Below are 15379 nucleotides of genomic sequence, written 5' to 3'. Positions count from 1 at the left end.
GTGATGATTGACTGTTACCGGTCATTTTGAACATCGTGAGGCACTGTTTTATGCGCTTGCGCTTCTCTTGCCAGAATAGTTTCAACTGCAGAATGGACGGAATAGAAAATATTTTCCGCACCAATTTTCTTACCCAGCCCCATTGGTTGTCCGTACTTACGCATATACAACTTTGGTCGGGCAACGGCTAGACGCACACCACGGTTCTGCAGCTCGGTGGCCAGATCATCGACAGCCTGTGCCCCGGTAATATCAAGTTGGCTGATGGATTCAGCGTTGAGCACGAACCAGCGTGGTTTGGGTTCAGCGCTGTCTACCAATGACAGTACCCGTGCTTTGAAATAATCGGCATTAAAAAATAGCAATGGTGCATCGAAGCGGTAGATCATCATGCGAGGTACCGGTCGGGCATCATCCGACAGACTGAGGTCATTGTAGCCAGCCACGCCTGGTACAATACCCAGCAGCGTATCTGCCGGTCGATAAATCTTGATAAACACATTGAGTAGCGCCAGCGTGATCGCGAGCACTACACCCGGCAACACACCGATAGCAAGCACGCCAACAGTCGTCACTAGGGACAAACTGAACTCGAAGTGATCAATCGCGCGCAAGCGACCTATACCAGCAATATCCAGCAGGCCCCAAGCAGAAAAAATCAGCACAGCAGCTAGAGCAGGGATAGGCAGGTATCCCAGCGGTTGCGTTAAGAATAACACGACCCCGGCTGTAGCCAATGCAGCGACCACCGATACCAGTTGAGTCTTGCCGCCACTTACCTCATTGACTGCCGTGCGTGAGTCAGCCCCGGTGACCGCAAACCCGCCGTACAGTCCCGATGCCATGTTAGCAAAGCCGATCGCGCGCATCTCCTGATCGGCATTGATACCATAGCCATTGCGCGCAGCAAAGCTCCGCGCAGTGAGCATGCCGCTAGTGAAGCAGACGATAACCAGACCGACTGCACTTATAAAAATGCCCTGCACACCTTCATAACCCAGTCCCGGAAGCGAGAATGATGGCAAGCCGGAGGGAACCTCACCAACCAGTTTAACCGAGCCCATATCTGACCCCAACAAAAATACGGCTAGGCCGGCGACCAGCAGCGCAATCAGTGCCGCTGGCGCACGGGGGAGATAGTGTTGGATCAGAACCAGCAGCACCAACGTAGCGCACCCCACACCCAAACTGTAGCCATCCATCTCGCCGAAGCGCCCAGCCAGTTCCACTAGCGACGGTCCGAAATCCCGGTTTACCACTGTAATGCCGAGCAACTTGCCCAGTTGTCCGGCAATGATGCTGAGCGCGATACCGTTGAGAAAACCGATCAAAATTGGGCGTGAGAAGAAATTCACGATAAAACCCATACGGGTCATGCCACCAAAGACCATCAGCAAGCCTGCCGTGAGCGCCATGCCAGCCGAGAGCTTCAGGTAATAATCCAGATCACCGCCCGCCATCGGCAGCAGCAATGCAGCGATCATCGCGCAAGTGGCTGCATCTGGCCCGATCATAAGTTGTCGCGACGAACCAAACAAAGCATAGATCAGCACCGGCAGTATGCTCGCATAGAGACCGACTTCAGGCGGAAAACCTGCCAGATTGGCATAGGCGATCGCTGTGGGTACCTGTACTGCCGTAACCGAGAGCCCAGCAACTACATCACGAGTAAACCATTCCTTGCGATATTGGCGTAGATCGTGCAGCAGAGGGATCCAGTCACTCAACATGTCCACCCTTTCGACTGTTTATCAGTGCCAGCGTATGGCGCGCGATCATCAGTTCCTCATTGGTAGGAATCACCCAGGCTGAGACCTTGCTGTCTGTTGACGAGATGCACGAGTCACTTCGCTCATTGGCGGCGGTATCGACCGACACACCTAGCCAAGCACAGGCCTGCAGAATGCGTGCCCGGATCACCGGTGAATGCTCGCCAATCCCGGCTGTAAACACGATGCCATCTACTCCGCCGAGCACCGCAGCAAGCGCACCGATCTGTTTGACGGTGTAATGCACGAAATACTCCACAGCCAATTGCGCGCGTGACTCCTGACTTTCCAGCAGGATGCGCATATCGTTGCTAATGCCAGACAACCCCAGCAGCCCTGACTCTTTATATAACAGCGTTTCCAGTTCGCCCCCTGACAAGCCACACTGATTGACGAGATACAGCAATACGCCTGGATCCAGCGCACCCGGCCGCGTCCCCATCGGCACCCCATCAAGCGGCGAAAATCCCATAGTCGAATCAATACTTTTGCCTGCTCGCAAGGCACATAAGCTTGCGCCACTGCCAAGATGGGCCACGATCACCCGTCCATTAGCAATCTCAGGAGCCATCTTCGGCAATATGAGCGCGATATATTCGTATGACAGGCCGTGGAAACCATAGTGTCTCACCCCGGATTCATAGTATTTCCAAGGCAATGCATAAAGATCAGCAATCTGCGGATGGGTGCGGTGAAATGCCGTATCGAAACAAGCCACCTGCGGTATCTGTGGTTGCCTTTCGCCGATTGCGCGGATCGCAGCCAGATTATGAGGTTGATGCAAAGGAGCAAGCGGAATCAACTGCTCCAGCGCCATCAATACCTCGCGATCAACCAGCACAGGATGGGAAAATTGGGTACCGCCATGTACTACACGATGCCCCACGGCGAATAGCGACTCATGTTGCAAGCGCTCGCGCAGCCAGGCGCCGACGAGCGTAATGGCATCTCCAACTGTAGCCGCTTCCGAAGTGGTAAGATCAGATTCAACCAGCATTGTTTCGTTAGCATCTCTTACCTTCAAATACGGACGAGTACCAATGCCATCCATCTGCCCGCGGATTACCAATGGTAAATTTTCAGCGCCATTTACGCGAAACACTGAAAATTTCAGGCTGGATGAACCGGCATTGACGACCAGAATGATACTGTTGCTCATGCTCGTGCCTCAAGCACGACCACGCTACGCGAACCGACTGGATAGAATTCTCCGCCCACTGGCATCTGATTCTCGCGCACAAAGATATCCGCAGGCGCTGGTTGAGCAGTGTCAATTGCCAGATGCCAGCATCCGGAACGCAAGGACGGCAAAGGCGCACCCAATGGCTGGTCCGACATATTCAGCACGACGTGCAGATCCTCTTCATCCTCACGCTGACCAGCAATGGTAAAAGCGAGGATACGTGCTTGCGCATCATGCCAGAGGGGCTCGTTGAGCCTTGCTCCGTGCCAAGTAATATCAGCCCTATCGCGGCCGGGCACCAGTGAGCCAGTAAAGAAGCGGTTGCTGGTCAAGCTGGGATGGCGCCGGCGCAGCGCAATCAATTCACGGGTGTAACGCAGCATATCAGCGTTGCGCTCCGTAAATCGCCAATCGAACCAGCTGAGATCATTGTTCTGACAATAAGCATTATTGTTACCATGTTGAGTACGCAGCACTTCATCACCGGCTAACAGCATAGGTACACCACGCGATACCATAAGAATGGTCAGTAGATTTTTCGCCTGCTGCCAACGCAGCTTGAGTACTGCCGGATTGTCGCTCTCGCCTTCGACACCGCAATTCCAGCTTATATTGTCGTTGTTGCCATCGCGATTGTCCTCTCCGTTGGCTTCGTTATGCTTGCTGTTGTAGCTCACCAGATCGTAAAGGGTAAAGCCATCGTGGCAAGTAATGAAATTGATGCTGTTGGTCGGCTTACGCTCGTCGCGCGCATAAAGATCGGCACTGCCAGAAATGCGGGTCGCGACTTCACCCACGAGTCCAGGATCCCCGCGTACGAAGCGCCGCATCACATCCCGGTATTGACCGTTCCATTCCGACCAGGCCATGCCCGGAAAAGCACCCACATGATATAAACCGGCTGCATCCCATGCTTCGGCGATCAACGGAACTCGGGAGAGTATGTGCGATGACTCGATCGCCCAAGGCAAAGGTGGATTGGCCAGCGGTAAACCATTGTCACCGCGTGCAAAAATGCTGGCAAGATCAAAGCGGAATCCGTCTACCCCGAGTATTTCCACCCAATATTCCAGACAATGTACAATAAATCTTGTCACCATTGGATGGTTACAATTCACGGTGTTGCCGCAACCAGTAAAATCAAGGTAGCGGCGTCGGTCACTGACATCGAGATGGTAAAAAATGTCATTGGCAAGTCCCCGGAAATTAATCACCGGTCCAGTTTCTCCACCCTCTGCCGTGTGATTGAACACCACATCCAACAATACACGGATGTTAGCGGCATGCAAGGCATCGACCAAGTCGCGGAATTCCCAAGTGGCGCGCACTGGATCGAGACAATAGCCAGGATGTGGCGCCCAGATACTGTGCGTGCTGTAACCCCAATAATTGCATAACCCACGAGCTGCCACGCCAGGCTGAACATCGTGTGTGTCGAAGGCCATCACTGGCAGGAACTCGACGTGAGTGATCCCGAGTGACTGTAGATAGGGAATTTTTTCCTTGAGAGCAGTAAAAGTGCCTGGATGAACCACTGCGGCGGAAGGATGACGGGTAAAACCACCCACGTGCAGCTCATAAATTACTGCGCCTTCCAAGTCGGGCTCCCTCCAGCACGGCATTGCACCAGTTGCCGTTCCTGGAAGCGGCTCAATGACAATGGCACGCAGACTTTTCGAGCTACTGTCCTGCTCACTGCAGACAAGTTGGCGCTTCCATAGCGTATCACTCACTGCTTTTGCCCAAGGATCGAGCAATTCTATATCGGGGTAGAAGCGCCGTCCAGTCGCGGCAGTATCGTTGGGGCCATCCATACCCCAAGTGTAATACGTCCCGACTGGCAAATCCTTGACAAACACATGCCAGAAAAAGAAACTATGGTTAAGTTCCGGATCGAGAAGAATCATCTGAAATGGTGTTGAACTATCCGCAGCGGCATACAGCAGCAGTTCCGCCCGTTTTGCATGTCGACTGAAGATACAGAAATTCACCCCTTCTGCACTGACAGTTGCACCCGGCGGAAACCGGCTTCCTGGCAGGACCATAAAAGGTGGCGCAACCTTACGCCCCGTCGTCGAGGTCAAGTTGGCATTGCCTGCGCCGCCTTCCCCTTGGGTACTTGCTTTATCTTGTGGCAACATGGCAACCTACCCTATCATTTTACGGTTACAGGTTGTACATTCCAGATTTCGTCACAGTATTCGCGGATAGCGCGATCGGAGGAGAATTTACCACTGCATGCGGTATTGAGAATGGACATGCGCGTCCACTTTTCTTTATCCTGCCATGCAACATTTACCTGCTCCTGGCACGCGATATAGGCGGCATAATCAGCCAGCACCAGGAACGGATCGGAAAAGGTCAGGTTGTCGACTACAGAGCGAAATACTTCGGCATCACCGCGGGAAAAATACCCACTGTTGATAAGTTCCAGCACTGCACGCAATTCAGGATTGCTGGCAATGTAGTCAGTTGGGTGATACCTTTCGCGCTTAATACGCTCTACCTCCTCGGCAGTCAGGCCAAACAGGAAAAAATTCTCTGCTCCGACCTCCTCGCGTATTTCCACATTAGCCCCATCAAGCGTGCCAATGGTGAGCGCGCCGTTGAGCATGAATTTCATGTTGCCAGTGCCGGAAGCTTCTTTACCGGCAGTGGAAATCTGTTCTGACAGATCGGCAGCCGGATAGATGAGCTGAGCGTTCTGGACATTAAAGTTGGGCACAAAAGCCACCTTCATGCGCGTATTCACATCCGGATCAGCGTTAATTGTCTCAGCCACAGCATTGATGAGCTTGATGATACGCTTGGCCATGAAATAGCCGGGCGCGGCTTTACCACCGAAAATGAAAGCACGCGGCGGAATCTTGAGCCCTGGATTCTCTTTGAGACGGCGGTAAAGCGTGACGATATGCAACACGTTCAAATGCTGTCGCTTGTACTCATGGATGCGCTTGACCTGAATGTCAAACAACCAAGTGGGATCGAGCTCGATGTCGGTATGTGCTCGGATGTAGTCAGCTAAGCGCTTCTTATTGGCTTCTTTGATCGCACGCCACTTGCTCCGGAATGCGGCATCACCGGCCTTGGCTTCGAGTTCGTGCAGCCACCCCACCTCCACCGGCCATTGCCCACCGAGTGTCTCATTGAGCAAGGCGCGCAATCCTGGGTTAGCAAGTGCCAGGAAGCGGCGTGGCGTGACCCCATTCGTTTTATTGCTGAAGCGTTCGGGCCACATCTCGTAAAAATCCTTCAATACACTTGCCTTGAGTAAATCAGAGTGTAGTGCTGCTACCCCGTTAATAGCATGACTACCGACAGCGGCGAGGTGTGCCATGCGTATACACTTTTCACCCGCTTCGCCGATCAAGGACATTCTTGCCACACGCGCTTCATCCCTTGGAAAACGCGCACGTACCTCATCGAGGAAACGACGGTTAATTTCGTAGATGATTTCCAGATGGCGCGGCAGCAATGTCTGGAACATCGGCAATGGCCAAGTCTCTAATGCCTCAGGTAACAGCGTGTGGTTCGTGTAACCAAAGGTCTGAACGGTGATAGCCCAAGCCTTATCCCAGCCCAATCGTCGTTCATCCACCAGCAGGCGCATCAGTTCAGCCACCCCGATGGACGGATGCGTGTCGTTGAGTTGCACAGCATAACGTTCTGCAAAATTCTCCACTGGCACGTCTGCAAGCTCCAGGATATGAAGCAAATTCTGCAGCGAGCAGGAAACGAAGAAATATTGCTGACCCAGGCGCAGGTGCTTGCCGATCTGCGGCTCGTCGTTAGGATACAGCACTTTAGTTACTGTTTCGGACACCACTTTGTCCTCAACCGCCTGGTAGTAATCACCCGTGTTGAAAGCCTGGAAGTCGAAAGATTCCACTGCCTCGGCACTCCATAACCGCAAAGTGTTGCAGTTATTAACACCATAGCCTTGTATCGGTGTGTCGAAGGCGGTGCCCTTTACCACTCGGTACGGTACCCAGCGTACGCGATCGCTACCTGCTTCATCACGGTAATGCTCGGTGTGCCCACCCCAATTGACATAGCAAGCAACTTCTGGTTTTGCAATTTCCCAAGGATTGCCATAGCGCAACCATTTATCTGTTATCTCCGTCTGCCAGCCATCATGAATCTCCTGGTCAAAGATACCAAATTCATAGCGGATACCAAAGCCAACAGCCGGACGTTGCAGTGTTGCCAACGAATCGAGATAACACGCAGCGAGCCTTCCCAAACCGCCATTACCTAAACCTGGCTCCTCTTCACACTCCAGGACGGAATCGAGATCCTGGCCAAGTTCAGCCAGCGCAGTCCGGGCTTCTTGTTCGATACCGAGATTCAGCAGGTTATTGCCCAGATGCGGCCCCATAAGGAATTCTGCTGAGAGATAGCAGACGATCTTACGTTTGAGATCGAAATTAGTTTGTATAGTGTTCAGCCAGCGGTGCTGCATGCGATCACGCACTGCCAGCGCGAGCGCATAGTAATAATCATGTAATGTCATGGCCACCGGCGGGTGCCCGATGGAATAGTGCAAGTGATCAATCACGGCTTGTTTGAGTGCAGCGGCCTGCATACCCGTGCGTACCTCCACCTCTGAAAAACTTTTTGTATCGACCGGCGCGGTAGTTTCTGCTTGCTTCGGGGGTGTTTTACTGTCCATAATGGTTGATTCCTTTCAAAGTTATTCTGAGCTTTATCTACTTCCGGCCATTCTCATTCCGCCACAAAATTCTTCTCAATCAGCATGTATCCATTCGACTACTGCAGTGTCCAATTTTTGACAGCCCTACCTCCTTTCAGCGTTCTCCACTAGCCAATGTGCATGATGTTCTCGGACGATGGCAATTGCCTCATCAGCGGTATCCACACAGCATGGTATCTTCATATCTTTGTCGTTAGCCAATTCGAATCCTGGACGCAACATCATCTTCGTCGCCCAATCGACCAGTCCTTGCCACATTGGACCGGTAAAAATCAGCGGCGTATCATGCAGATGTCTCACCTGTAACAATTGCTAGATCATCGTCGACTCAAGCACCGTGCCAATACCACCCGGTGCGACAATATAAGCATCGGACAGTAAGACGAAGTGTTGCAAGCGGGTAAAGAATGTCTGATGCTCGAAAGCCTCCGCAACGAATGGGTTGACCTCTTGCTCAAACGGCAGCTTTACACGAATGCCAATGTTATGTACTCGCTCCGGTGCTTTGGCTACTTCCGCACCTTCGTTGGCCGCCTGCATCAAACCTGGCCCCCCACCTGTCACAATATCGCAGCCCATGGCTGCCAGTGCCTCTGCCATGCGCTTAACCTCTTTATATACCCAGTGACCAGGTTGAGTGCGGGCCGAGCCAAAAATCGTGACGCGATAGCGCTCGCGCCTGGAAGGACGCAAGCGCGTGAGATTGTTTACCGCCGCCCAGAGACCGAAAATCGTCTCAACAAGGATACGTTTCACCGCCTCCTCGTCAGCCAGGCTGACAGTGGTCGCATCTGTAATGGATGAGGAAGATTGCTTACTCATGTTACTTCGCCTCAATAAGGCCATACCCAGTTAGTGAACTCATCCTTGTCAGCACCATGCTCGTGCGCATAGGCCAGATTGAGGATGATCTGATTTTTCATCTGCTCCTTCAGATGCGCCGCCTTGGCGGCAAGCCCGGGAACCCGATCAATGACATCGATCACGAGTGTAAAACGGTCGGTCTGATTCAAGATCGCAAGTTCTAGCGGGGTATTGATGTTGCCACGCTCTTTATAACCGCGCACGTGCAGATTTTCGTGGTTCTTAAAGCGGTAAGCGAGTTTGTGAATCAACCAGGGATAACCGTGAAAATTAAAAATCACTGGTTTGTCGGTCGTAAAAAGGCTATCAAATTCACGATCGGTTGAACCGCATGGGTGTTCAGTTATCGGTTGCATTTTGTAGAGATCCACCACGTTGACAAAGCGTACTTTCAGATCAGGAAGATGCTCGCGCAACAAAGCCGTCGCGGCAAGCGCCTCCTGAGTAGCTACATCCCCACAGGATGCCATCACCACATCCGGCTCCACCCCTTCATCGTTACTGGCACGGCGCCAAATACCGATACCCTTGGCGCAATGTACAATCGCCTCATCAATGGTGGTAAATTGCAAATGCTTCTGCTTGTCGGCAACAATCACATTGATGCAATTAGTTGAGCGCAAGCATTGATCTGCAATTACCAGCAGGGTATTCGCATCGGGCGGCAGATAGATGCGGGTGACACTTGGACTCTTGTTGGTAACCAGATCGATGAAACCGGGATCCTGGTGCGAAAAGCCGTTATGATCCTGACGCCAGACGGTGGAGGACAGTAGGATATTCTGTGACGCCACCGGTGCACGCCAAGGGACATGGTTTTTGGAAATATCCAGCCATTTAGCGTGCTGATTGAACATGGAATCGATGACATGAGCGAAAGCTTCATACGTATGGAAAAAACCGTGCCGGCCGGTAAGAAGATAACCTTCCAACCAGCCAATCAGCGTGTGTTCGGAGAGCATTTCCATCACGCGTCCATCGCGGGACAATTCGCCACCATCCGCATCTTCGGGCAGCAATTCTGCCATCCAAACCTTCTTGCTCACCTCGTAGATCGACTGCAGACGGTTAGATGCGGTCTCATCGGGACCAAAGACACGGAAATTAGTCATGTTATTGCGCATCACATCGCGCAAAAACTCTCCAAGTGGTTTGGTGTTTTCATGCAGTACCTTACCGGCCTCCTTGACTTCGACTGCATAGTTACGAAAATCCGGCAGTTTCAGATCCTTGCACAGCAGACCACCGTTGGCATGTAGGTTGGCGCTCATGCGTCGATGTCCTTGTGGAGCGAGCGCACGCAGTTCTGGCATAAGCTGTCCGTTTGCGTCGAATAGCTCTTCAGCCTTATAACTCTTCAGCCAATCTTCCAGCAGCTTTAAATGCGCAGGATTAGTACGTACATCGGAGAAGGGTACCTGATGCGAACGCCAGGAGCCTTCAGCTTTGTGCCCATTGATCTCTTTCGGTCCAGTCCAGCCCTTGGGTGTACGCAAAACGATCATGGGCCAGCTCGGCAGCTCAGCCTTACCACTGTCACGTGCTGACTTCTGGATAGCGCGAATCTCAGCGATAACCGTATCGAGCGTCTGCGCCATTGTCTGGTGCATGGAATCGGGATCATCCCCTTCGACAAAATAGGGCGTGTACCCATAACCGTGGAAAAGGGCTGCCAGCCGCTCAGGACTGATGCGTGCGAGAATAGTCGGATTAGCGATTTTATAGCCATTGAGATTCAGAATGGGCAGTACCGCACCGTCGCGGGTCGGGTTGATAAACTTGTTCGAATGCCAGGCGGTAGCAAGTGGACCCGTCTCAGCCTCGCCATCACCCACTACGCAGGCAACGATGAGGTCAGGATTATCCAGGCAAGCGCCATAGGCATGGGATAGGCTATAACCCAATTCGCCCCCCTCGTGAATGGAACCCGGGGTTTCCGGAGTTACGTGCGAACCGATTTGGCCAGGAAAGGAGAATTGTTTGAAGAACTTGCGCAACCCATCCATGTCTTCACTCTTGTCGGGATAAACCTCGGAATAAGTACCTTCCAGATAAGTCGGCCCGATAACGCCCGGCGCCCCATGTCCAGGGCCGGCCATAAAAATCATGTCGAGATCGTCGCGCTTGATGACTCGATTGAGGTGCAACCAGACAAACGATAACGCCGGACTTGCCCCCCAATGTCCAAGCAGTCGATGCTTGACATGCTCGATCTTAAGCGGTTCCTTGAGTAAGGGATTGTCTCGCAAATAAATCATGCCTACCGAGAGATAGTTGCAGGCGCGCCACCAGGCATTCATCGCGCGCAGCTCTTCTGCACTGAGTGGATTGCTGGCAGTTGCAGGCTTTTGTGCGGTGTAGTTCATCATCAGAACTCCTTTTTTATAGAGCGAAGAGATATTAGAAAATCCTATCTGAATATCCTTGCAAAAAAAATACGTGTAAATACGTAGGAATAACTGAAATCCCCAAGTTTACTGGAGACTCCGCTCCTCAAGAGAAGGGAGCTATGAATCAATCAATAAGATACTCACCTAAAAGGTGTCGAACAAGCTGTCCCATGATTATGAGATAATTGTTTTTTTTCAGGTTGCTGCTATTTTATTTGGCTTACGAGATAATTTTATTAACGAAGAGGTGGAGGAGAAACTAGATCTGTGCTTTTATAAGTGAATACAAATAATGCGGTATATGCATTGAAGAAAGTGTCAGCAATAAACGGTGAAGATGACGCAATATATCGATTAGATGGCAACTCAAAAATATCAAAATAGAAATTTGCGTATCCGGTCTGGTATTCAGCTTTATAGATCGCTAATTCAGGCAGTGAAATAGGTATTAAAGAAGCTTGAATTGGAGGGATTCCAACGAAAGTATTCCCCAATTCAGTTCCCAAGGAATTTATCACTACATTAATACGATAGTTAGCATTTTCTGCACTTCCTTCAACCGTGTAGCCATGTTGTCCCAACCACCCCGCAACAACGCCCAGTATAAAATCTTTATCCATACTTATTCCGGAAATATCAAGCTTGACAATTGCACCCGGCGGAATAGGCAAAGCCGATTCGGATCGCTTGGAAAGACTGCGCATCACTGCTTCACTGATTAATAACTGCTCGGTCGGAGTCCTAAGTGAATTTGACATTTTCTGGGTAGTTGAACAGGCTGAAAGCAAATAAACTAATGCCGCGCCTAAACAAATTAATTTAACCATTTTCTTGATCATAGCGCTTCGTTCCTTATTATTCACTGATTCTTGATCTTCTGCTGATCCAATGTATCAATGGAATGATAATCATTGAGACAATTTTGATGGTTCCAGGCAAGCTAGCAAATGTTAAACTTAATACTTTCCTACCTATTCATTAATAAGATATCGAAAAAAAAGAATAAACAAATACAAATATACGCAAATACGTAGAAATAAGCTTTATTGATAAGCGGTCAATAAATCGTTTTCTAACTTAATCTATACTTCAAATCAGTAGATTATGTTTATGTACTAAAAGAGATGACCAATTACATCCCGCCTCCAATTTTGAAATCAGCAGGAGCTTTCGCAGATCTTATTAATGATGGACACTCAGATGAAAAGAGGGTTATTGATGGGTGCTTTTTTAATTTCATTTCTTGAGTCTGCCTATGCACTTGAAGTGCAAGGACATCGAGGCGCTCGCTGGATGCGCCCAGAAAATACTCTCCCAGCCTTTGAGTATGCGCTGCAAGTGGGCGTCAACACCTTGGAATTAGACACTCTCATCACTAAAGATAAACAAGTCGTCGTTCATCATGATCCGGCATTAAACCCGGATATTTGCCTGGATCCTCAAGGAAAGAAATTTACCACCCAAATTCTCATTCGCTCACTGACACTGAAGGAGTTAAAAGCTTATGACTGCGGTTCCCTGGTCAACCCCAGCTTTCCTCAGCAAGTCGCTCAACCAAAAACCCCTATTCCAACCCTCGAAGAGGTATTTCAAATGGTTGAGCAATCAAAGCTTCACACCGCGAAAAAAGTGTATTTCAATATTGAAATAAAAATTGAAGAAGCTCACCCTGAATATTCCCCTTCACCCGAGGAATTTGTAAAGCTTGTGTTGGCAGTTGTAGAAAAACACAACTTCATGAATCGGGTGATTTTACAATCCTTTGACTTACGCACGTTAAAAGTCGCACGCCAATTAGAACCCAAGCTACCCCTTTCTATTTTAATTGAAGATAGGCCCACAGAACCAGGCGCTTTGGTAAAGTTAATGAAAGCTTATCAGGCACAAATTCTTTCACCCAATTATGAATGGCTGACGGCTCAAGATGTGGCAGAGATCCATAAAATGGGAGGCCACGTGATCCCGTGGACGCCCAATACGAAAGAACATTGGCAATCAATGATTGATAAAGGTGTGGATGGCATTATCACGGACAATCCCAAAGAACTTCTTGACTTTCTTAAACGATGAAAGGGTCAATATAACCCATAATGCCTCCAAACTTATCACATACGTGTTTGCACGTATTTTTTTAACCACGATTTTTCGATAGCCTTTGAAAGTGTCAAAGCTTAACAAAAAGGTATTTATTTTTTTATGCTTGATGAACAGATCGAATAGATATTTATATGTGGAAGTTTGCTGAAAACTATTTGCGGATTCCAATATAGCGAGGACTATAGTTTATCTGGACAGCTAGCGTGAAATTTATCTCATATCAAGGAGCAAGAACATGAATCGAAAAACTGGTTTTCAGCTTGTTGCATTGAGTTTGTCAATTGCATCAGCATTATTGATAGCACCGACAATAAGTTACGCAACCGAACAAGGCGAGCAACGTCGGGAAGCAAGAGAAATAAGACAGGAGGGACGTCAGGGAGCAAGAGAAACCAAGGCGGAATGCCGCGCGGGAGATGAGAAGACTCGACCAGAATGTCGGCAGGAAAAGCGAGAAACCAAGCAGGATGCGCGTGAGAAAGGACGGGAAATCAAATATTAACAGCAAAGAATACTTAGTCAGTTAATCCATGAAGGCAAAGCGAAGTTTGGCTTACTAACTATAATATTCAATCCTCAGATTTGAGGCATTGGTTGGAGAAAAAGTGCAATTCTGAAAAATTTTACTCGCTAAAACCTATTCTGACCTCCCTATGTGTCAGGATACCTTTCACCGCAGTTGAAACCTAAAAACTTGAAGGGCGAAGTGAGAGGACATGAAGCAAAAGAGTTATTCAAAAGAATTTAAGGAATCAGTCATCAAGAAGATGATGCCACCCAATGCGGTATCTGTTCCCCAATTGTGTAAAGAAACAGGCGTATCTGATGTTACGCTGTATAAATGGAGAAAAGAATACAGGAATAGGGGGATCGCAGTGCCGGGAGATAACAGTAAAGCAGATGACTGGACAGCAGAAGATAAGCTGGCGGTTGTAATAGAAACAGCTGGTTTGAATAGCGCACAACTGAGTGAATATTGCCGCAGTAAAGGCTTGTACTCAGAACAGATTGATCAATGGAAAACGGCAGCACTGTCAGGGTATCAACGCCATGCCCAGGCTGAGAAAGAAAAGAATCGCTATCGTCAGGAAGAGCGGAAGCAGATAAAGCGTCTGGAAGCTGAACTCAGACGCAAAGAAAAAGCACTGGCAGAAACAGCCGCGCTGCTGGTGCTGTCAAAAAAGTGCGAAGCCATCTGGGGGGTGAGCGAGGAAGATTGATCTGCGCGCAGGATCGTCAGATGGCCATACAATTAATAACAGAAGCAGTGAATCAAGGTGTACGGCAACGATTGGCCTGTGAGGTGATCGGCATCAGCAGCCGCACGCTGCAATACTGGCATCACATTGGCCTGGAAGATCGTCGGCAGATAGTCGAGAAAACGCCTGCCAATAAACTCAGTGAGCAGGAAAGAAAGCATATCCTCGACGTTTGTAACAGTAAAGAATTCTGCAGCCAGACACCTAAACAGATTGTCCCTGCCCTAGCAGACAAAGCTATTTATCTGGCGTCAGAAAGCAGTTTCTACCGCATTTTACGTAATGCTGGCCAATTGCATCGCCGAGGCCGTACGGCCAATCCAGGCACGACAAAGAAACCGACAACCTATATGGCAGATGGACCCAATCAGGTGTGGTCATGGGATATTACCTATCTGGCCAGTACGCTCAAAGGCGTATTCTTTTACCTGTATCTGTTCATGGATATCTATAGTCGTAAAATTGTAGGCTGGGAAGTCTATGAGAATGAATCATCGGAACGAGCTGCTGATGTTTTGCGAAAAACCCGGTTGACTGAAGTATTACCCATCCACCAGAAGGTGGTATTACATTCAGATAATGGCAGCCCGATGAAAGGGGCCACCATGCTGGTAACAATGCAGAAGCTGGGTGTTGTTCCATCATTCAGCCGCCCTTCGGTGAGTAACGATAATCCGTATTCAGAGGCATTATTCAAAACTTTGAAATATACACCTGCTTATCCATCCAAACCTTTTGAAAGTCTTGACGAGGCACGCCAATGGGTGCTGCATTTTGTTGACTGGTATAACCACTGTCATCGCCATGGCGGCATAAAATATGTGACACCAACACAGCGCCATCATGGTGATGATGTGACTCTTCTTGAACAGCGAAAACGTCTCTATGAGGAAGCGAAAAAGAAGCATCCGGAACGTTGGTCAGGCGAAACCCGAAACTGGTCACACGAATCAACAGTCAGGCTTAATCCCGGTAATACGCAACCAAAAACCACGATGGAAAAGGTTGCTTAAATAATGTATTCAGGCGAAAAGTATGTTGACACCTACCGACCTTCCACCTGCGAAGGTCAGCTGTTGCAATATGCTTCCTAGAGTTAAATC

Annotated in this window: 11 protein-coding genes; 3 read left to right on the top strand and 8 right to left on the bottom strand. The window is 49.5% G+C overall.

Annotated elements, in window-relative coordinates; genetic code table 11:
• Nucleotides 1–14: 14 nt before the first annotated feature.
• The 8 genes from AAW31_RS09395 to AAW31_RS09365 form a co-directional block, all read right to left on the bottom strand.
• Complete coding sequence (locus tag AAW31_RS09395) at nt 15–1730, bottom strand: SulP family inorganic anion transporter (RefSeq protein WP_052752164.1); 1716 nt, start codon at nt 1728–1730, stop codon at nt 15–17.
• Nucleotides 1720–2928, bottom strand: a complete 1209-nt coding sequence (locus tag AAW31_RS09390; RefSeq protein WP_046850046.1) for an acetate/propionate family kinase — start codon at nt 2926–2928, stop codon at nt 1720–1722. The genes AAW31_RS09395 and AAW31_RS09390 overlap by 11 nt, the downstream gene beginning before the upstream one ends.
• Nucleotides 2925–5093, bottom strand: a complete 2169-nt coding sequence (gene glgX / locus AAW31_RS09385) for a glycogen debranching protein GlgX (protein ID WP_200899582.1) — start codon at nt 5091–5093, stop codon at nt 2925–2927. The genes AAW31_RS09390 and glgX overlap by 4 nt, the downstream gene beginning before the upstream one ends.
• A 14-nt stretch (nt 5094–5107) precedes the next feature.
• Nucleotides 5108–7555 (bottom strand): glycogen/starch/alpha-glucan phosphorylase, encoded by a 2448-nt coding sequence (locus AAW31_RS09380; protein ID WP_235264345.1) that lies wholly within the window; start codon nt 7553–7555, stop codon nt 5108–5110.
• A 195-nt stretch (nt 7556–7750) separates the two neighbouring features.
• On the bottom strand, nt 7751–7966 hold the full coding sequence (locus AAW31_RS21980; protein WP_200899581.1) for a hypothetical protein: 216 nt from the start codon (nt 7964–7966) through the stop codon (nt 7751–7753).
• 12 nt (nt 7967–7978) lie between these two features.
• Complete coding sequence (locus AAW31_RS09375) at nt 7979–8512, bottom strand: LOG family protein (protein WP_200899580.1); 534 nt, start codon at nt 8510–8512, stop codon at nt 7979–7981.
• The gene (locus AAW31_RS09370) at nt 8500–10896 is read right to left on the bottom strand and encodes a phosphoketolase family protein (RefSeq protein ID WP_046850045.1); all 2397 of its coding nucleotides are present in this window, start codon (nt 10894–10896) and stop codon (nt 8500–8502) included. Before AAW31_RS09370 ends, AAW31_RS09375 begins: the two co-directional genes overlap by 13 nt.
• A 260-nt stretch (nt 10897–11156) precedes the next feature.
• The gene (locus AAW31_RS09365; RefSeq protein WP_046850044.1) at nt 11157–11759 is read right to left on the bottom strand and encodes a hypothetical protein; all 603 of its coding nucleotides are present in this window, start codon (nt 11757–11759) and stop codon (nt 11157–11159) included.
• Nucleotides 11760–12120: 361 nt separating this feature from the next.
• Between AAW31_RS09365 and AAW31_RS09360 the strand changes: the two genes are divergently transcribed.
• The 3 genes from AAW31_RS09360 to AAW31_RS09345 all read left to right on the top strand — a co-directional run bounded on the left by AAW31_RS09360 (nt 12121) and on the right by AAW31_RS09345 (nt 15289).
• Nucleotides 12121–12990, top strand: coding sequence for a glycerophosphodiester phosphodiesterase (locus AAW31_RS09360; RefSeq protein ID WP_046851653.1), 870 nt, complete (start codon nt 12121–12123; stop codon nt 12988–12990).
• A gap of 262 nt (nt 12991–13252) precedes the next feature.
• On the top strand, nt 13253–13519 hold the full coding sequence (locus AAW31_RS09355; RefSeq protein WP_046850043.1) for a hypothetical protein: 267 nt from the start codon (nt 13253–13255) through the stop codon (nt 13517–13519).
• Nucleotides 13520–13733: 214 nt separating this feature from the next.
• A protein-coding gene (locus AAW31_RS09345; protein ID WP_144412869.1) for an IS3 family transposase occupies nt 13734–15289 on the top strand; the annotation gives its coding sequence in 2 pieces (ribosomal slippage) (nt 13734–14193 and nt 14193–15289; 1557 coding nt in all).
• Nucleotides 15290–15379 lie beyond the last annotated feature (90 nt).

The sequence above is a fragment of the Nitrosomonas communis genome, assembly GCF_001007935.1.
Taxonomy (GTDB): Bacteria; Pseudomonadota; Gammaproteobacteria; order Burkholderiales; family Nitrosomonadaceae; genus Nitrosomonas; species Nitrosomonas communis.
This window is presented reverse-complemented; position numbering and strand designations above follow the sequence as displayed.